This is a genomic window from Paenibacillus sp. OK003, assembly GCF_900109515.1.
GTDB classification, from domain to species: domain Bacteria; phylum Bacillota; class Bacilli; order Paenibacillales; family Paenibacillaceae; genus Paenibacillus; species Paenibacillus marchantiae.
Genome location: NZ_FOBD01000014.1, coordinates 65,719 through 86,585, shown reverse-complemented (window position 1 = coordinate 86,585; position 20,867 = coordinate 65,719). Strand labels below are relative to the sequence as shown.

General features: G+C 46.7%; 11 protein-coding genes. 2 read left to right on the top strand and 9 right to left on the bottom strand.

Annotation, left to right across the window (positions count from 1 at the left end; genetic code table 11):
* Nucleotides 1-62: 62 nt before the first annotated feature.
* Complete coding sequence (locus BMW94_RS21215) at nt 63-4,529, bottom strand: endo-1,4-beta-xylanase (RefSeq protein ID WP_091000989.1); 4,467 nt, start codon at nt 4,527-4,529, stop codon at nt 63-65.
* Between the two features lie 401 nt (nt 4,530-4,930).
* Between BMW94_RS21215 and BMW94_RS21210 the strand changes: the two genes are divergently transcribed.
* Together BMW94_RS21210 and BMW94_RS21205 are read left to right on the top strand one after the other, a co-directional pair.
* A complete protein-coding gene (locus tag BMW94_RS21210; RefSeq protein WP_091000914.1) occupies nt 4,931-5,812 on the top strand; it encodes a GNAT family N-acetyltransferase in 882 nt (293 codons plus the stop codon).
* A gap of 184 nt (nt 5,813-5,996) precedes the next feature.
* A complete protein-coding gene (locus BMW94_RS21205) occupies nt 5,997-7,862 on the top strand; it encodes a leucine-rich repeat domain-containing protein (RefSeq protein WP_091000913.1) in 1,866 nt (621 codons plus the stop codon).
* A 482-nt stretch (nt 7,863-8,344) separates the two neighbouring features.
* On the opposite strand, the gene BMW94_RS21195 is transcribed toward BMW94_RS21205, so the two are convergent.
* The 8 genes from BMW94_RS21195 to BMW94_RS21160 all read right to left on the bottom strand — a co-directional run bounded on the left by BMW94_RS21195 (nt 8,345) and on the right by BMW94_RS21160 (nt 20,826).
* Nucleotides 8,345-8,911: a class I SAM-dependent methyltransferase gene (locus BMW94_RS21195; protein ID WP_091000912.1), complete on the bottom strand. Its 567-nt coding sequence runs from the start codon at nt 8,909-8,911 to the stop codon at nt 8,345-8,347.
* Between the two features lie 749 nt (nt 8,912-9,660).
* Nucleotides 9,661-10,494, bottom strand: a complete 834-nt coding sequence (locus tag BMW94_RS21190; protein WP_091000911.1) for a carbohydrate ABC transporter permease — start codon at nt 10,492-10,494, stop codon at nt 9,661-9,663.
* Nucleotides 10,484-11,392 carry a carbohydrate ABC transporter permease gene (locus BMW94_RS21185; RefSeq protein WP_091000910.1) on the bottom strand — a complete coding sequence of 303 codons (909 nt, stop codon included), beginning with the start codon at nt 11,390-11,392 and terminating at the stop codon, nt 10,484-10,486. The genes BMW94_RS21190 and BMW94_RS21185 overlap by 11 nt, the downstream gene beginning before the upstream one ends.
* Nucleotides 11,393-11,497: 105 nt before the next feature.
* Nucleotides 11,498-12,832, bottom strand: a complete 1,335-nt coding sequence (locus tag BMW94_RS21180; RefSeq protein ID WP_091000909.1) for an ABC transporter substrate-binding protein — start codon at nt 12,830-12,832, stop codon at nt 11,498-11,500.
* A 180-nt stretch (nt 12,833-13,012) separates the two neighbouring features.
* Complete coding sequence (locus BMW94_RS21175) at nt 13,013-16,507, bottom strand: galactose-binding domain-containing protein (protein ID WP_091000908.1); 3,495 nt, start codon at nt 16,505-16,507, stop codon at nt 13,013-13,015.
* Between the two features lie 271 nt (nt 16,508-16,778).
* On the bottom strand, nt 16,779-17,516 hold the full coding sequence (locus tag BMW94_RS21170) for a response regulator transcription factor (RefSeq protein WP_175480791.1): 738 nt from the start codon (nt 17,514-17,516) through the stop codon (nt 16,779-16,781).
* A gap of 1 nt (nt 17,517) precedes the next feature.
* Nucleotides 17,518-19,281, bottom strand: coding sequence for a cache domain-containing sensor histidine kinase (locus tag BMW94_RS21165; RefSeq protein ID WP_091000906.1), 1,764 nt, complete (start codon nt 19,279-19,281; stop codon nt 17,518-17,520).
* A gap of 189 nt (nt 19,282-19,470) precedes the next feature.
* A complete protein-coding gene (locus BMW94_RS21160; protein WP_091000905.1) occupies nt 19,471-20,826 on the bottom strand; it encodes an FAD-dependent oxidoreductase in 1,356 nt (451 codons plus the stop codon).
* Nucleotides 20,827-20,867 lie beyond the last annotated feature (41 nt).

Genomic DNA, 20,867 nt, shown 5'->3' with positions numbered 1-20,867 from the left:
TACCCCCGTTAGATGATATACGGGGGAGTCTTTTTTAATTAGCTTATTCAATTAAACTGCAATTACATGTTACAGATGCGGTACAGAATCACCGCTGCTTCAGCACGGGTCAATGGTTCGGCTGGTGCGATTTTGCCATCTTTGCCGTTAACAATTCCGCTTCCTACGAGGGAAGCTACACTATCCATCGCATAAGTGGAAATGCTTGCAGCATCGGAATATGAAGCTAGATTTCCGTTGCCGGCAGATTGCTTACCCGCTGCTTTCAGGGCTTTCGCCGTAAGAACCATCATGTCTTGACGGGAAATGCTGTTGCCTGGTTTGAATGTGTTGTCTTCGAATCCAGAGGCAATTCCAAGTTCTTTGGCAATAGCCACGGCCTCTGCATAGTGAGCGGTTGGCTGTACATCGCTGAAGGGTGCCGTGTTCGTGCCCGTACCCTTCAATTCAAGTGCTCTGACAAGCCAGGTGATAAAGTCGGCTCTCGTGATAGAAGCTGAAGGCGCGAAGCTGTCATCAGAGATTCCTTTAATAATATCGCGTGCAGCCAGCGCTTCGACTGCTTGTTTTGCCCACAAGACATTTCGCACATCGGCAAAAGTCTTGGTTACGTAGGCTACAGCATAAGTGCTGAAATGAGTTGTTTTGAACACCATTGAACCGGATTTAGCATCATAGCGTCCGCTTGGCACGGCTGTTGCATGCCCTTGATTGTCAATGTAAATAATCACGATCTGATGTGCATTGACAAGCTCCTGTGCAGCAGGCGTGTACGGAACAGATACCGTTACAGGTGCCGCTGGATTGTTCCAGGCAAGGAGACGGTCACCAGCTTTTACACTTAGATCGATCACCGGACGGCTGCCCACAATAGCGCGAACATCTGCGCTCAGACGATCTGCCGAGACTTTGTTAATCAGAATAGAGACTTGATCCGCTTGCTCCGTAATATTAGAAAGCATATTGGACGGAATTTGAATTGTTGCATTCTCCGTCTTAAGCACAAACTCAACATTATTGTTGCTTTGCAGGCTGGAAGTCGGTAGCTGCACCACATAGGATTGGGCATTAGCCTGCTTCGGCACTTCGATGGTAATCTGCTTCTTGCCATTTGCACCTGGAGAAGCTTTTTCAATGGCTTTATTCAAGCTTTCGCTCGAAACGGTTGCTGTGGCTGTTCCATTTTCGACTTTTATTACCGGTATAATCACCGAGTCGTTGCCTGGAAGCTGTGGTTGAGGCTGGGGCTGCGAAGTAGTCCCTGAGTTCGATCCGCCACTACCGCCGCCATTGTTACCTCCGCTGTTGTTGCCTCCACCGTTGTTGCCGCCACCGTCGTTTCCTCCTGAAGAAGGTTTGCCCGTGAGCGTCAATTCACCGAATACAGACGTATCCTGGTAACCCTGACCAGATGCATCATTCCATGCATTCACGCTGATTCTGTTGCCGTCTTTCGCATCATTAATCTGCGCATCAAAGCCAATCTTGGCATTATTCGCAGGCTTCACCTTTTTGAACGGAATTTTCATTTCAACGGTGTAGTTGGTACCGGAAACAGAGACTTTGGATTCGAAACCTGCAGCGATTTCCGCAGGATTAAAGGTAGCAAGGTTCTCGAAGTTCACTCTGTATTGTCCATCATCATCCTGGAAGCTGGACGTTTTCCCGTTATTTTCATCGACGAATATCTCGACGGAATCCTGCTCCCATGCATTCGGGTTGGTCTTGTTCAGTTGATCGTCTCTGACTTGAACGAGCACATACAGATTGTCGTCATCCCAGAGTGCTTTTGCTGTTCCTGTTGCACCTGACCATGCCATTTGCTTCGTTTCCAGTTTCAAATCAGGAGCTTTGCTCCATACGCTGTCTACGGAGCCATCAATAGCTGGTGTTCCATAATAAGCGTTTGAGCGCTTGTATTCAAGCGCTTCAGGCGGATTTTCCGCCATGTACTTTTGCGGATCAACTACCGCGTAGAACGACTCTTTTGCTTGAAAATTCTTATCGAACAAGGTTGGGTTCTGCTCGGCTCTCCAGCTGGTGCTGTCATTTAATCCCCAGAAGGTGACACGCGAAATATGCTCGCTGTTCTTCTTATACAGATCCATCAATTGGGCATACAGATAGGCCTGCTGCTTCGCTTCTTTTTCAGTGATTGCAGAGTTGGTGCCTGCCATAATGTCCAATTCGGTGACACTGACTTCCACACCCAAAGAAATGAAACGCTCGAGTGACATCTTGACATTGTCCAATCTCGTGCCCAAATTGTAGTGGGCTTGCATGCCGATGCCGTCAATCAGTTTCTCGCCAGGGTGATTTGCAGCGTACTTCTCATTGATCTCTTTCACCATGCTGTAGATGGCTGTAGATTTATTCTGGTTGTCATCGTTGTAGTCATTGTAATAAAGCTTGATATCCCAGCCGTTATCATCAATGACTTCTTTGGCTGCAAGGAATGCCTGCTCAAGAAAATCAGGGCCGATGGCCTGTAACCAGCCTGAATTACGCAACGCATTTTTCCAGTCTTCCGGATTAGCCGGGTTATCATTCATCGCTTCGTTAACAACGTCCCAGGAAATAACTTGGTCACCAAAGTGCTCAACGACCGTTTTAACATGTGTTCTTAGGTTCGTCAGAGCTTCTTCACGGCTCAAAGGTTCGCCGTTTGCTGCCGTATGAAGCCATGTAGGAGACTGAGCATGCCATACGAGCACGTGACCGTGCAAATCAAGGCCTGCATCCTTTACTTTTTGAACAAGAGCATCTTCTGCAGTGAAATCAAATTGTCTGTCCGCGTTATATGCATAATCCGGCTTCATATCATTCTCAAACGTGACGACATTGTGATGCTTGGTCAGAAGCTTGAGCCGAGTCTCGTCAAAGGTAGCCGAATTAACAATGTTCCCGATCAGGAAATCATCCTCGTAAATATCCTTGATATTAGGAAGATTTTCTTGAATCGGAGGCGCGGCAGTTACAGGTCCCACATATTTTAGAGCAAAGTCATCCAAGAAGAAGGTACGGTTGCCGCCGTCATTGTTTGCTGTTTCAATATAAGCATTGAGTACGCTTGGAGTAGTGGTGAGCGTATACTTACCCGTTAAGTGTACCCATTCCTGATCTGTAACGGTTGCATTTGGTGAAACGTTCGCAAAGCCACTGTCCGCATATTGAACACTTATACGAAGTGTTGTGGGTTCTTGTCCAGGTGCCATTTTCACCCAAGCAGACAGCTCATATTCGTGATTCTTTGCCATTTTGCCATCAGCATTAACCAAGGCTGCATCATATTGTGCCGTAGTCGTCACAAGCAAGCTTTGTTTGCCGCCAGTTGTATGATTATCGTGTTGGGAAAGAACTACCGTTTCACGGCCGTTCCGTGCTTTGAATCCATTCAGGTCATTCTCAAAATCGGCAGCGATGCCCGTTGTATCTACAATCTCTGGTGTGGTTTGATCAGGGGTTACATCGGTAATCATGACTTCATCAATGTAAATATCCGAGGTTAACGTATTGTTTGATGGTTCAACGTAGATGATGACCTCATTCGTTTTAGAAGGAACTTCATAGCCTTTGGTTTCAAATAGCGTCCATTCGGAAGCGGTTACAAGTTTATTGCCTATAAGCCAAGGATACTTCTGATCTCCCGACAATATTTCAGAATCTATCTTGGAAGCCAGATGGAACTGGCCTTCACCTGAACTGAGTTTAACCTTGAGGGAAATATCATACTTATGGTCGGATTTCATTTTGCCCGTAAGTACGAGAGCAGGAACGGCCTTCTCATCGGCTCGGTTAAAGAACTTCAGAGATTTCGTGCCTTCGGAAGCTACGTCGTTAACGACCGTAGTGTCCCCATTCGATCCCCAACCCAGTTTGCCCCATCCACCGGTATTCCCGTCTTCAAAGCTTTGGTTAAGGACTACCGTGGGTTCGACAGGTGTTACTGTCTGGGTGATCGTGATATTCCCGATATAAAATTGGACTGCTTTCCCGGCATCATTCGATTTAATCCGCAGAGCTGTATTCTCCACACTGTTAACGGAGAGATCGGCGGATAGCGTAATGCCTTGTCCTGCTTTAAAGTCAGCAGAGCTAATTCCAGTGTATGCCTCAGATCCAGCAACGCCCTTATTGCTTACCATTTCCAGAACGGCTTTCCCGTCTGCAGGTGGGTTAGCATCAGAATCAACATATACGGAAGCGGTTACAGAATACTCTTTGCCAACTGACAAACCTAGGTCATCAAAAGCGAGGTCCACGCCATCCCAGTTATTAGATCGGTTACTAACATGTAGAGCCGCTCCATCATCATTGCCTTCAAACGGCTTGCCTGTTACAGCGTCCAGCTGGGCACCGCCTGATTGACTTGCCTTGCCTTGACCATTCTGGAATGTTTCCTGATACACAATTTGTGAATTAGTTGCCACTAGATCTGCAGCGTTAACTGTCGGAGCTATCAAGCCGCCCGGAAGAAGCAGAGCCGCTGCGAGTAACCCGGAAACGACCTGCTTAAATGATTTCCTCATTCGAAGCATTCCCCCCACACCAAATTTTTCATCAAACATATAAAGCGCTTACATAATTTGCCGTGACCAGCCTCCTTTCACCCAGATAATACCACTTCATGAAAGAGAAATCTTACTCCAAATTAAAGGGGAATCTTAGTTTTTTACAGAACAATACCAATTCTGATAATGGTATGGACATACTCTTCATTCCGCTGATCAGGCCGCGGCAGATAGAATCGTGAATCTATATAAGTTGAAACGTTGTTCATTACATTCAATTAACACCACTTGGCCTATTGAACAGGTGTCAGGTATTCCGGCGTTTCCGTGAATCCGATGCTTGTTAAACCGGTTGAAGTAAAGGATAATACCATTAATATACAAATAGTCACGTTTGAGGGCTAAGGGGGGGAAAGACCTTGCAGGAATTTATATTTAAGAAGGATTATAGAAATAATGAAGCACTTCGAACAAGTTTCTTCGAACTTGCTGCTAACACTTTTGATTTGAAATTTGAAAATTGGTACCAACAAGGGTGTTGGGGAGAACGATACATCCCTTTTTCATTTGTAGATGGAGATCAGGTTATTGCCAATGTTTCCGTTAACATCCTTGAGTTCATCATTCACGGGGAGAAGAAAAAAGCGATTCAAATCGGCACAGTGATGACACACCCTGATTATCGGGGGAAAGGACTTTCTGCACGTTTAATGAATAAAGTTTTAGAGGAATACGAGAACAAGGTCGATTACATGTACCTTTTTGCCAATGAATCGGTGCTTGATTTTTACCCCAAGTTTGGGTTTAAGCCTGTGGAAGAACATCTTTTTTCAATGAATTATACGGCAAAAAAATCACCGGAGCCTGCGAACATTCAGAAACTCGATGTTACTAACGCGGAGGATTTGCGCCTTATCCATAAATTTGCATCCGAAAGACTACCTGTTTCGCAGCATTTTGCAACTGATCATGCCCAGGGCATATTCATGTTTTACTGCCTGAATGTTTTTAGTGATGATATTTATTACTTGGAAAATGAAAACGTCATTATTATTTATCAGAAAGAAGACAATCATATTGAGCTCTTCGACGTTGTTAGCTTAAACGAAATGAATATGAAAGATATCTTGGATAAGATCGCAGATGAGGATACGGAGAAAATAACTTTTCATTTCACGCCAGATGCAACAGATCATATCGTTTTACAAAGTACACTCACCAATGACGGCTTATTTGTAAGAACCCATGGTGAAAACATCTACCCTATGCAAGTTAAACATCCGATTACTTCGATCGCTTAATGATTTATTTAATAATGCCTACCACCAGCCATACTTAAAAAAGATCAAAAAGGAGCAGGATTCCCCTGCTCCTTTGCTATGTGAAACTTCTTTCTCTCATCAAACGTAAATTCACAAGGTATAATGAAGTCAGATGACCGTTCAGCATGATCTTATGACCATCATAATGAAGGAGGGGACATTCGTGGCGTTTATCCCGTTAAACTGTCCCAATTGCAACGGAAGAATTGAATACAAAGAGGGTGAGATTTTAAAGTGTCCCTATTGTGAAACAGAGCTTTTATTGAAGCAAAATCATGTCTATTACGTAGACCAGACCATTAATCATTACCACGGAACGCCCCCTAAAGCACCGCTGAAGCAGACTGCCTCCGTAAAGGTAATGCTGATACTGATGTTAGTCCTAGCTGGCGCGATCGGTACTTATTTTTATTATAGCAACAGCTCCACCTATCCAACAACAGAAGCCAATCTGCCTGTGCGAAAGATGCCTGAAAGCGAGGTTCTGCTCTCCTTTTTGCGAGATATCTTCAATAAAGGGTCTGCCTTGCCGACAGAGGAGGAATTGGCTCGTCTTCGCTATTTAACCGTAGCGCATTCGGAGAATGATCAGTGGAAGTTTACATATAGCCTCTCCGATCCCTTCAGCGATGAACAGGCCGAGAAGATCACTTATGTTACTCAGGATAAGAAACTGAATAGCCAGGAGATCGATCAGCGAGATTTTGAAGCTTTTACAGGGCTGACTGCACTCGATCTGACGAATACCTATGAAATCTCCCAGACGGATCAAACCACTTTGGCCCATATGCCCGGATTAAAAAGTTACGGAGGCGCTTTTAACGAATCCTTCAGCAAATTTTCAGGCTACTTTGGTGACAAGTCTAAAATTACGGAGCTCTCCACTCAGCTTCGCAGCAATCAGGAATTGGCCCTGCTGCTGGAATTTCCTAATCTGAGCTCTTTATCCATTACCTATGTGGATGAGTCCGTAACGGATTTCTTTCTGTTGAATAAACTGCCGCTCAAGTCCCTGTCGCTCACCTTTGTCGATGAACTTGGATGGCTGTCTTCCATGACCGGGCTATCATCCTTGTCCATACATTACAGTGAAGCCACAGACCTGCAGCCGCTGTACGCCTTGACCCAGCTTCAGGAGCTTCAGTTGTCCTATTTATCGAATGTAAAGTCCATCGACTTTGTGCAAAATATGCCTGCACTACAAACACTAGATATCGAAAATGTAAACTTTTCCAACCTGGAGCGCTTGGCCGGTAAAAACTCCATTACTACGCTACGCCTGGCTTCTCTAAGTGAGCTTGGCTCGGTAAAGGTCATAAACAGTCTGCCCTCTCTGCGGGAATTAACGTTGTCCGGTTACTACAAGGAGGCAGAAGCGCTGACCTTGCCTAATGTAGTCCGGGTTGAAATACCGAGCTCCTTTCTCCCGGGGCTGAAGGCGCCGGCCGCAACCAGCCTGACGCTCCGTGGCGGAAGCGGAGAGTTGAATTTGGCTATTCTGGGGAAATTCCCGAAACTGAAGCAGCTTTCCCTCTGGGAGATCAGTGAAATAACACGTCTAGGCGCCCTGGACAGCTTGTCTCGTCTGGAGACTCTGAACATTTACGACTCGTCACTATATAAGGAGAGCGATGCTTTATTTCGTTTGAAGCAGGTCAAATCTCTGATGTGCTCCGAGTGCAGGCTGAACTTTAAACAAACGGCCGCCGCGGAGAACAGCATGCTTGAACATTTAACTTTAGAGCAGCCATACTTCAGCATAAACAATACCTCTGTTACTGAAGTTGACCAAATGATGCCTTACTTTGCCAAAATGTCCGCTCTACGTTCCTTCACTATGCAAGACAGCAACTTGGCTTCTCTCGAATTTATGAGTAACTGGCAGGCCATAGGAGAGCTTCATCTCGAGAACAATGCCATTTCCAATATAGAGCCCCTAAGCCAGCTGCCTAATCTGCAAAAGGTATATCTATCCGGTAATTTCGTACAAAACAAATCCGTGCTTGGTACGGGTGTGCACGTATATTAAACCCGTTACTTAAGTCATATTCTAAATATTATTCGTTACCAGATAATTATATTGAGCTATTAGAAGGTTTTTTTATTGCAGGACAACTTGAAACAATGAATTTTTGGCTGGGTCTACCAGACTCGCAGGAATGGTTACCAGACCATATTAGTAAATTAGCCAAAAGAGAAATTAATGCCTATGTAAAAAATGAATCGTTTCTCTTCAACGGGGTACCCTATTGAGAATAAAAATTTCTTATTCATAAAACGCTATTAATCTAAGTTTAATAAGTATACAAAAGAGCCACGTAGGGAGGTCTACATGGCTCTTACTCCTTATTTGATCACCTGTTAAGCTGTGCTGAAGAGCACCAATGATATATTGATTTTATGTTGTATGCAAGGTCAATTCTGAACTATCGTTCCCCGTTAGTCATGCATACAGCGCTAGCATACGCTGAGTATAGAAGACCGCCTATGAAGGTGGTCTCAAAAAAATTATCACTTCTGCCCGACAACAAGTCCTAAAGTTAACCAACGACCGTTATCTTCTAGAATAAAATCTTTTTCACCATCATAATATCGAAAATTATCAATCATCCATTGATACGCTTCCGGAAAGTAGTACTCCTCTGTAACTGATAAACCCTGATTTCTATATAAGTCACAGTTCCATTCCAATGATCTTAGCCAGTTCTTATACGAATTAAAGATTTCATACTTTCCCAAGTCAGACGGCATAGGATTACCGGTACACATAGGCTCTGCAATTCCGATATGCCCTGCTTTACGCGTGACTCTTATGATTTCTTTCAAAGCTTGTTCTCTATCATCAATCATAAAGAAAGAACCAATCCCAAAGACAGCATCAAATGATTCATCTGGGAAAGGCATACCCATTGCGTTTGCATTTATTGCAAGAACGTCATTTCCCACACCATGTTCAGTAGCGAAATCTTGAATATCTATTAAATTTTCCCATGGTTCAAGGGTAATGACGGATACTCCCCAATTTTTAGCCAATATGGCGGCTACTTGACCTGTACCAGCGCCTTTGACCTGTACCAGCGCCTATCTCCAAAACTCGCATACCGGCTTTTAAGTTCAGTGAATTTATTAAGGGAAGTGCCATTTCATACGAGCCTGCACCAAGTGGCTTAGGATTATTAAAAGATAAAAATGGATTTTCCAAAATAGTACCCTCTCAAATTAAGGGGAAGATGCAGTTTATTAGGCTAGTTATGCAATATTCCCCACAGTTGATTTGCCCAAAAGATTCCGTAACTTTTCATGTAAATCGCCTCCGTTAAATTTTATAGATCAAGTGTACCAAATCATACATTAGAGCGTCCATCGATTACTGAACTAATCTGCCCGTCAGCTTAACGTTAATATCGATAGGAATAATATATAATATTTAACAGTAAAGATTTCACCTATGTTTAGGTTCGACACAATGGCGACGGCATCGAGTTTAATGGTACTAGCGGGTTTTAGCGTATCCATACGAAGCGGGAACGTATACGTCCTATGTATCGGGGAAGAATGCTGTCATTTTCAAACATGCAGAGAAAAAAGCATATTAGGAATTAGCACACATCGTCTGTACATCTGTCAAAAGAGATAAGAATTAAAATAATACTTCCGTATTTGTTCAGAATAATGCCGAAGTAAATACATTTGCAGAAGAAATCCTGTTCTTTTACAGCTTAATTTTATAGCTGCAAAATACAAACGTCAGCCCTTTATTAGGCTGACGTTCGCATGTGAAACTACTGCATGTATATTAGGTATCAGTCCTTTTTGGAGAAAACGCATTATTTCAAGCCCGTATTGGCAATGCCTTCAATAAACTTGTTTTGGGCCAGGAAGAAAACAACCAGAATCGGGACTGTCGCTATGGTCGAAGCGGCAAGCAGCAGCGGCCAGTCCACGCCGGCATCCGTAGTCAGCATGGATAAGCCGATCGGCAGCGTAAACAATTCCTTCGTATTTAAATAAATAAGCGGTTCAAAAAACTCATTCCAGCTATTCATGAATGTAAAGATGCTTACGGTTGCCAATGCGGGCGTGGCGATCGGGAGCATGATCGACCTGAACGTGCGCCACGGCGAACACCCGTCCATTTTGGCTGCTTCATCCAGTTCAATAGGAACAGTAATTAGAAACTGACGTACGAGAAATACGCCGAACATTCCTCCCGATCCAAGCATTGGCGGAAGAATCAGAGGAATATGCGTATCGATGAATCCGAGGTTTGACATCCAGCTGAATAAAGGAATGGCCGTAACTTCGGTAGGAATCATCATCCCGCTGAGCAGGAACAGAAAGATCGCGTTTTTGAATGGAAAGTGCAATCTGGCAAACGCATAGCCTGCCAATGCGGACAAGAAACAAGTGCCTGCCGTGACGAGCGCCGCGATATACATGCTATTAAAAAAGTAGAGATGAAACGGCATTTCCGTAAACACGCGAATATAATTGATCCACTCCCAAGCTGCGGGTATCCACTGGGGCGGAAATAGAAACACCTCGGATTCTGTCTTCAAGGATGTGCTGACCATCCAAAAAAATGGGAACAACACGATGAGGGAAACGATTGTTAGAACCAGATAGGATGCAAGGTTGGATGTTATCTTTTTATTGTTCATAATGTACCCATCTCTTTCTTAGTTTCCACTGTATCAAAGTCAGAACCAGGATAATGCTGAACAAAATAAATGCCAGGGCTGATGCATAACCGAATTCGTAGGAGCGGAACGCTTGTTTGAAAATGTAGAAGACCATCACGTACGTGCTTGTTCCCGGCCCTCCACCTGTCATCACATAGATTTGTCCGAACACTTTAAGAGAACCGATAACGGTAATTATCGTTACCATGAATACGGCTGGCGTAATCATTGGCAGTGTAATGGATTTAAAGGTTTCCCAGCGCGAAGCGCCGTCAATTTTGGAAGCCTCGTAATAATCCTTCGGCACATCGTGCAGAGCGGCCAGGAAGATGACCATATTCATCCCCACACCTTTAAGCGCACTGACCACTATAACGGTAGGCATCGTCCAAGTTTCCGAGAAAAGCCAGGGAATCTCAGTTCCGCCAAACGTTCGGATCAGCAGATTGACTAATCCGCCGTCCGTAGAGAAAATAAACTTCCATACGATCCCCCAAACCACGAGGGAAACGACTACCGGCGTAAAGATCGCGGTCCGAAACAAGCCAATGCCCCATATTTTCCGTTTCAACAGCATAGCCAGCAAAAGCGATAACACAATGTTCAGCGGGACCAAGCCCGCAGAGAAATATACCGTATTCACAACCGTATCCCAGAAGACGGGATCATCGCGCACGGCATAAATATAGTTACCCAAACCAATATACTCCTTATTTCCAAATAACGACCAATTTGTAAAGCTCATCACGAAAGCGTAAACGATCGGGCCAAACAGAAAGATTAAATATCCCGCCACAATAGGCAGTATAAACAAATATCCCGTCCACATTTCTTTTGATTTCAAAGTTGCTAAACCTGCTGGCTTACCTCCGGCCATTTGCGCCTACCTCCTGTTGTGAATATGATGAAACCCTCCCTTTAAGATCCGAGATCGCCCTATTGTTCATATGGCGATCTCGCAATGCTCCATCGTTCTGGAGGGTTACTTCAATAGAGGATTAATGCTGTCTTCCATAATTTCCAACGCTTGCTCGGTTGTCGTGGAACCAAGCAAAATCGCATCCAGGTTTATTGTCACCTGCTCGTCAATCTTGACCCAGTTCGGATGGGAAGGCCGGATTGTACCTTCGGCCAACCGATCGTACGCAGCCACTTTCATCGTTTCAACAGTCGGGAACGGGAACTTGTTCAGATACTCATCGGAGTACAGGACGGACTCTCTCTGTGGTACAAAAAACTCCGCTACTTTAGCTGCATTTTCCTTATTACTTATAAATTTTAAATATTCCAATGCTTCTTCCGGATACTCTGCGTCTTTGAAGATCGAATAGCCTCCAAAGCCAATAGGCATCTTGACGCCATGGTCGCCTTCCGGAAGCGGAGCAATATCCCATTCGAAATCGACTTTGTCACGATAAGCGCTTGTACGGGTAACGTTCTCAAACGCCATACCAAGCTTACCTGTATCGAAAGTTAACTGCTCGCCGATGCTTGGATGCGCTTTCTTATCGAGCAGCCCTTTAAAAAGATTGATCGCTTTAGCCGTCTCCGGCGTGTTCATAGCGAATTGCGTTGTGTCTTCGTTGAAGATTTCGCCGCCCATCGCCCAAATCAATGGAATCAGATTATCGGACCAGTTGGAGGAATTTTGTATGAACTTCACGCCGTATACCCCTTCCTGCGGTTTGGAGATCGCTTCGGACGCTTTGACCATCTCATCGTAAGTCCAGTTGCCCTCTTCATAAAGCTGCATTGGCGACTTCAATCCATTCGCTTCAAACAGATTTTTATTGTAAAAAACGACCTGAGGCGGCGTAGAGAATGGAATGCCGTAGAGTTTGCCGTCCTTTTCAAATGCAGTGAGTGTGGATGGTATTATATCATCGAACGTATAAGCCGCGTCCTCTTTCACGGACGAAATATCCAGCAGCTGGCCCCCATTCATAAATTGCGGAATCATGCGCTCTGAGATCCATACGATATCAGGAGAGGTTTTGGTCGCTGCCATGATCGCCAGTTTTTGCTGGTAGTCCGCCCACGGAATCACGGAAGTTTTGACTGTTACATTCGGATGGAGCTTCTTGTATTCCTCAGCAAGCTCGTCATACAATGCCACCTGGGCATCACTGCCCCAAACGGACATCTCAAGCTCTATAGGATCTTTTGACTCAGCAGCCACTTCCGCACTCGGCGTATTGTTCGCATTTTCCTTGTTTGTCTTTCCGGTGCCATTATTGTTATTTCCGTTTCCTCCGCAGGCGCTCAGCAAGCCGAGCAGCAATACAACAGACAGCAAGATTAACCCGTATTTCTTCATCTTTATGCCCCCCTCAATGTTTGTAATCGCTTTCTATTACTAGTATAAATTTGATGGCATTCAGAAAAAATAACACAAAATCGAGAAAAACTATGTAAATTCGAGTACTTTAATAGAACCAGCTATATAACAGAACTTCGGCCTAAGCCCGCATGACAAGTACATAGGCCGAGGTGGTTCCTAATCGTTGACGAAGCCGACAAACACCTCATGGATTCTGGCCATCATATCATTCGAATTGCCATTGCCCCATGACGGACGGACAAAATGGAAGCGCAAGGCAGTCGTCACGACGGGGTTTTCCAAATTCAACATGGTATACTGACCCCAAAAAGCGTCCTGATCATTATCTCGAACTTCGGCTATCGTCTTCCATTCTCCGTCTTCCAGAAACTGCAGATCAAAATCTCTGACATGCCAGTTGGCCGAGCCTATAAGCGGCACATGTCCGCTCCACAGCTTCACTTGGTTGATCGTTTGCTCTGTTGTCCAGTCCAGCATCAGATAAGGCGTTTGGGAGCCGTTTGATATCCAGCGGGTTTCCAAGCTTCCGTCAAGTACGCTATCTTTTGTATTTTTACCCAGCGTGGAGTCGACCGACAGCTGCGCAGTAATCGCCAGATTATTAGTTACATTAAGAACGAACTCTCCAGTGCGAGCAACGCCATCCAAGACAACAGCTGCCTGCAATGTTGCTTCCCCAGCTTGAAGTGCGGTAACCACGCCGGTATGATCAACAGTCACTAGATCCGGCGTCAGACTGTTGAAAGATATGTCCGCATTTTCCAACGAAACGTTCGATCCTGTATTGTATGTGCCGATCACATGCAGTTGGGTAGTCATGCCCGGCACCAGTTGCGAACGATCAGCCGTTACCGCTACGGCCGCAAGTTCGACAGGAGGGTAAGTTTCAACCCGCAGGTAAGGCCTATAGCTGGAGTCGGGTCCATTGTATAGCTGCGTCAAGTAACCGGTTTGATCGGAATCCTGGGCAAAAGCAAGTGATATCGTCCGATCTCCATCCAGACGTTCTTGCACGAGCACAGTCGCATCGAATACATACCAGACGTTCTCGCCGTTATTATTCAGCTGAACAGTCGAGAGCTTCTGGCCAAGCTCTGGCGGAGACTGGTACGTATTCCATTGCATTGTATCGCTGTCCCAGTCATTGCTGTCCACTGCATAGAGAGAAGTTGCAGCTCCCGTCTCTCCAGCAGGGCTCTCCAGCGCCCGTCCATACACATAGAGCCATGCGGTAGCCAGCCTGCCTTCAATGGAATTCAGATCGAATTGCAGATAGCTTCTCGCCGATTCGCTATCTTCTCCACCTTTAATCTGTAAGAGATCCGTAACCGGGGCGTACTGAGCATTTTTCTGTACACTTGCCGCCTTGGTTGCAGGCAGCAGTTCGGAAACCGCCACTTGATTCTCATAATCCGTCCCGGTATTTCCACTGATCTCATTACCGGAAAGACGAATATTCGTACCGTGCGAGATCATAACGCCATTCGTATTCCCCGTAACATGATTGTCCTGAATGACAATATTCTCGGGTATGCCAGCGCCGTTCCCGGCGTTGGTCGGATCGCCGTCGTCTTTCATGGCCATTATGCCCCAGAAGTCAGAAGCCGTATTGTTCACGATCTGATTGCCCTTCACTATCGTTCCAGGCGCATTTTTCAGACGTATTCCCTGACTCCCCGCGTTCGTAAATCCAGTAATGATATTATTCTCGATAATCGTATCCGGAGATCCCAGGTACACCTGTACCCCATACCGTTTCACATTCTCGATTAAATTGTTATGAATATAATTGCCTGGTCCCGCGGCATCATGTGTAGCGCCCGGATTGCCAACACCGACAGCCGCTTCGCCGCCGCCAACGATATGGTTGCCGCTTACTTCATTCATATACTCGTCTTCTCCATGGAAATCGATAGCATCTAATGCCGAGTTCAAGTAGTAGTTGTTTTCAATGAGATTGTTATGCGTGTAAGAATGCGCCATCGTTCCGTGACGCAGATAGGGACCGATAAACTCGTTGTTGCGAACGACATTGAAACGAGAATCATCCTCTCTGCCGAGCCGATTTTCCTTGGATTTGCCTTCGATGGACACGCCATATCCATTTCCGCCCTCGGCTAAGTTCGTCGCATTGCGAAAAAGCGAATTTTCCACAATGACATCATGACTATTCGTAATGACAACGCCGATCCGTTGAAACTTCTCGATCGTCAGACCGTCCAGCGTAATGTTATATGACGGTTTGCCGGAAGCGGCGGTAATCATGATCACCTGCTTAGGTCCGCCCCGATCCGGATTCGCAACCGACGTATTCGTTGAATAATTCAAGTCCCAACTGGATGTAATTGTCATGTTGCTGATCTTAATATTGTTTTGTCCAGCCATGCGAAATACGATGCCTTCAACCGTAGCATATTCTCCCTGTTCATTAGCATGGTCGGAGACCAGCAGAACGCCATCCTGGCTCTCGCCGCGAATCTGGACGCCTGATTTCATAATGAAATGTGTAACTCCGTCCATATCTGTGCTCGTTAATTGATAGTGTCCGTTCGGAATATACACTTCGTCCCCAAACGCCGCTGCAGCCAGTGCAGCCCGGATAGCTTGAGCGTCATCCATTCCGTTGTCGGCAGGATCGGCGCCGAAGTCCAAGACATTATACGTAGAGCCGGTCACTGTCTGAGCCTCATGCGGCACATGCGGTGTGCCATCCGCATAATAAAGACCAGCTTTTGTCGGAATTGGGGAATCCGGATCCGGTCCCGTTGGCGGAATCTCCAAATGCCTTAATATAACCCCGTCCACATGGGGAGGGTAAACCTGAATTTCCGTTATGCTTGTCCATTCGCTTGCTCCGCGCCCGACAACCCGTACATAACGGGCAGTGACGGCTTCAAAACCAAAGGCTTCAACCTGGGTCGTCGTGCCGCTGCTGTCGCCGCTGTATACGCGGGTCCAGTTGGTCTGGTCGTTCGAAGCCTCGATATCAATGGTTTTACGGCGATTGTCTCCCCGGTAGAAAGCGACTCCCAGATAAGAAACCAGCTGTTCCGAGCCCAGATCCAGTTCGATCCATTGCCCGTCATCATACGCCGACCACCTTGTCTGAATATCGCCGTCAATGGCATACTCCGGAATATTGGAATCGCTGCCGCTTGCCCGATAATCCGCGACCGTCAGCGGGGTTGCTGAAGCTCCGCTAAGTGCCGGTGTGGATACGATCACCTCATTGCTCGACACAGAGGCAAGCTCAGTCGGCGTATGCGCTTTTATGGTAAAAGCATATTCGGTGCTAGGCTCCAGATTGAACACAAGCGCGCTATATAGACCGCCATTCGCATCATAGGTGGAAAAACTTACGGAAGCCGCAGGACTGTCGCCGTTGTAGATCACATATTGGCTAACATCCGAGCTTGGCAACGGATTCCACTGCAGCTTGACAGTTGTGCTCGTCGTCTCCATGACGTGAACAGCGAATGGCGGTTCCGCCTCAACACTGTGATCGTCCGGAGCGCCGTTCTCGGAATCCTCGAATACGATCCGGTTGGCAGATTCGGCTTCGGCCTGCACGCGGCTCGAGCCCATCAAACCCGTGAACAGCATAATCAGGATTAATAATAACGCTGTAGATCTTTTTGAAAGAATAATCATTACCTACCACATCCTTTCTTTCATGTCATTTCATTCGTCCCTCTCTTACAACCTCATTGTAAGCGTTTCCAATAGAACCCAACCCAAGCTCCCTCTTACACCTCCCGAATATCCGAATGAAATCATTCTGTCGCAATACATGAAGTCTCTGCGCCAATTGGAAGCGCTCAATCATAAGTATACAAGTCAGCCAGTCAGTGAAAAACAACGCATTTTCGAGAAAAACTACGATATTTATAGCATTTTTTTGTGCTCAATGATCTAATCAGCCTTAGCTCAGCGGCCTTTTTCTATATTCGGTAGGCTTCGCTCCGCAATGCTGCCGAAACACGGCCATAAAGTGATTGGCGCTGGCATAGCCGCAAAGGTTGGCGACCTCGTATATTTTCAGATGGGTATGGGTCAGCAGCTCCTTGGCTTTACTTATCCGGCAGGCCGTCACATAATCAGAATAGTTTTGTCCGGTTTTTACTTTGAACAATGTGGATAAATATTGATGATTCAAATGCACCTGCTCCGCGATGAATGGAAGTGAAACATCCTGATCCAGACAAGAGACGACCAGTTCCTTCACTCTTCGAATCGTCAGATCTTCATGGGCTGCTTCGGCGTTAGGCATCTCTACCGACCGCTCGCGGTCCAGCCGCGCTTTCAAATTCAATAGAAAATAGGAAAGCTCAATCCGGTCCACCGGCTTCAGGATGTAATCCGACGCATTGTGACGTATCGCCGCCTTGGCATAAGTAAAATCTTCATGCCCGCTGATGATTAATACAGGAAGGTTGGGATACAACCTCCGGACATGCCGCAATAACTCGATTCCGTTCATCTGGGGCATTCGGATATCCGTAATCAGCAAATCCACCGATTGCATTCTGAGAAGCTCCAGCGCAGCGAAACCGTGCTCCGCCTCTGCGGTTACCCTGTAACTGCCGATCACTTCCTCAATCATTATCTTTAACCCTTCCTGAATTTTCTTCTCGTCTTCTACCAGCATCACATTGTACATTCTAATTCCCCCATCGTAATGGCAGTCGGATTCTCCATAGTGTACCGGAAGCCTCATCGCTCTCCACGCTTAAGCCGTATTCCACGCCATAAAGCAGTTGAATGCGATGGTGAATATTTTTGATGGCATAGCCTTTAAGTGTATCTCCAAACTTTGGACGGCTGCCGTCCCGCTCCGGCTTGCACAACATCTGCTCGCGAACCTCCAATAAACGTTGCGTCGGCATCCCCACCCCATTATCCTGTACAGTCAGGAGTAAATCCTGATCCAGCACGGATGCCCTGATCGTTATCGTTAATCCGCAATTCCCCATTCCGTGCTCCAATGCATTCTCAACCAGCGGCTGAAGCAGCAGCTTGGGTACAAGACAAGATTCGAAGGACGGATCCACATACATTTCCGAACTCAGCTTCTCGCCAAGCCTGGATAACTGAATTTGCAAATAAGCGTGAACGAACCGTATCTCCTCCTTCAATTGCACCGGCCGTTCCTGCTTGTCAACCGTGTATCTCAGCATTTTTCCCAAGCTGGCAACAATGTCGCTGATTTCGAGATTTCTCTCCTTCAGCGCCTGCATGCTTACCAATTCCAACGTGTTGTACAGAAAATGTGGATTAATCTGGCTTTGCAGAGCCGACAGCTCGGCTTCGCGTTCGCACAGCTTCGTTTCATATACTTCCTTGACCAGCCGCTCCACTTCCGTCACCATCAGATTGAAACCCTGGGCCAATTGCCCAATTTCATCGCGATTCATCAAGCTCAAATCTGCCCGTTCACTGAAAGCCCCGTCCTTTACCCTCCGCATGCGCGACTGAAGATAACGAATCGGCCTGACCAGCCGCTCTGACGTAAAGATCGCAAGCAAATAGGCAATGATAAGCGATATGACTGAAATGAGGATCGTAAATCCGACGATTTCCTTGCCGCCCCGTTGTAAATCGGCCATCGGGATAAGTCCGTGAATATTCACTTTCGTTGATTTGGAGTGCATGGTTGTGTACAGATAAGTCTGGCCGTTCCAATCTACCGTTCCGTCCCCCGGACCGGTATTCGGGAAATTAACCAGTTCATCCGGAAATAACAGCTCGCCGTTATCCTTTGTCAAGTAAAACTGGCTGTTGTCGCTGAGCCATACTTCTGACAATAATGCTTCGAGTTCTTTCATGTTAAAATCAATTTTGACAACCCCGATGCTTTGGCCCGTTGTAGGGTGATTCAATGCTCTGGCAGCGGAAATTACCCGCTCAGATCGTTTGTAATAAGTCGTATCGTGAGGTTCGATAATGACAAGCCTTCCTTCCCCGTCCAGCACCTCCTGCATCCAGTCATTCCCTTTCTCGTTCCAATAACGCTGCGTCAGTTTTTCCTGGACGCTGTACATAATGCCGTCGCGGGTAAAAAAAATCATTCGTTCAATTCCGGGCTGATCCAATGTGAGCGAAGCTGCTACTCTTGCCATTTTAGTAATTTCCGCCGACGGAATAAGCTTCTCCTCGCCTGGCACTTCATAACTGTGCTTCTCCAAAATACGCAGCACGTCTTCGTTATACAAGGGAGCCACGGTTATTCTGTCCGCGCCTTTTATCGTATTTTCCAAATTAATTTTCACTTGATTCATAATTTGCATGGAGTACGCCCTGGAGTTTTTTTCGGTTTCCTCCGCAAATTTATTGTAAGTGCTGATTCCGCTTATCAGGAATGGAATGGTGATGAGCAGAACGAACATGGTTATAAATTTGGCTCGTATCGAAATATACCGCTTCATTTCACCGACTCCTCCTGACAGTTTATAAGCGCAAACCTATACTATCACACGGTAAAAAAAAGCCGCTCATCCGGTAGAATGTTTGTTTTCCAACAAACTTCCGATACGAGGCGACCTTATGAAAAAGTCTACCATGTTCCAATTATTTCTTCAATTGAATTTGGCCGTTATCTCGCTGTCGGATGCGAGCTATAAAGTCTGCCCACTGCGTAGCAGCGCGCCGTTATGAATTAGACGCTCCTGCAGCCGTCCAATGTCGATTTTTCCCGGTGATATTCCCTGCTCCCATGCCATTGCTGCCGCCGTACCCGCAGCCTGTCCCGTCGCCATGCAGCTAGGTGTCAGACGCGTCGTTGCCAGCGCCTCATGCGTCGTCGAGATGCAGCGGCCTGCCACGAGCAGATTGTCAATCCGCTTCGGCAGCAAACAGCGGTAAGGAATATCGTATGCGCCGTCTCCCTGGACCCATGCGGCCTGTACGCCCTTGCCGGACGGATCGTGAATGTCGATGGGATAGCCGCTTCGTGCAATGCAATCATCGAACGCGCGTCCATCTACAACATCCTGTACCTGGAGTGAATAGCAGCCGTCTATTCTTCGGCTCTCCCGTATGCCGATTTGCGCTCCGACCGAAGAGATGGAAGCGTTCTCGAAGCCTGGCAAGCAGCGGGTCATGAAATCCGCGACCATGCGCACCTGCTTCCTGCCCTGCACCTCTCCTTCCGTCAAATCCTCCAATTCAGTTCCGTCCAGCCCTTGAACACGAGTTGTATTGACAAGCACTTCGTCCGGTCCCGGACCTGTGAAGAAAAGGACCTGATCTCTGTTAATGGGCAGGTCAGCCTCCTTCCAATGCTTGAAGTAACCCAGTACGCCGGACAATGGCAGTTCCTCCAGCTCATCGAAAGGCGTCTTCTTGTAAAACTCGTCCGGATGGTCGAGCATATACCGTTTAACTCTCGCCAGGTCAACGCCTCTCATTCGGAATTTCATCGTCATCGGCTGCGTCAAATTGTCACTGTCGCGTCCTTGCAAGCACGGCGCGCCTGAGAGATAGGCCAGATCGGCATCCCCTGTCGCATCGATGAACTGCTTAGCCGAAATTTCGTACTTCCCTGACTTGGTAGCGAGTCGTACCGTTTCAATGAGGCCGTCCCTGGTCTGCACTTCGTCCATGAAGCTGTGCAGCAGCACCTTAACGCCCGCCTCGCGCAGCATATCGATGATTAACACCTTATATACCTCAGGATCATAAGGGGTTATTGTCTTTACAAAGCCTACCGTATCGCGAACGTGACCGGGGGAAGCTCCCCCGGCCATCAAGCGGTCTACAATTTCCTGCGCCGTTCCGGCAATGACTTGCTTGCCATCCATCGTGTGAAAGGTCATCCATGGATAGACCAGAGCTGTAGTCGACATGCCGCCAAGAAAACCGTATCGTTCAACTAGCAGCGTTCGCGCCCCGCTCCTTCCAGCTGCCAGCGCCGCATTGATCCCCGCCGGCCCTCCGCCGCATACCACAATATCCGTCTCTATTTTTCTCATGCTTAACCCCTCCTCTGAAAGTATTTTCATTATAGGAGTTG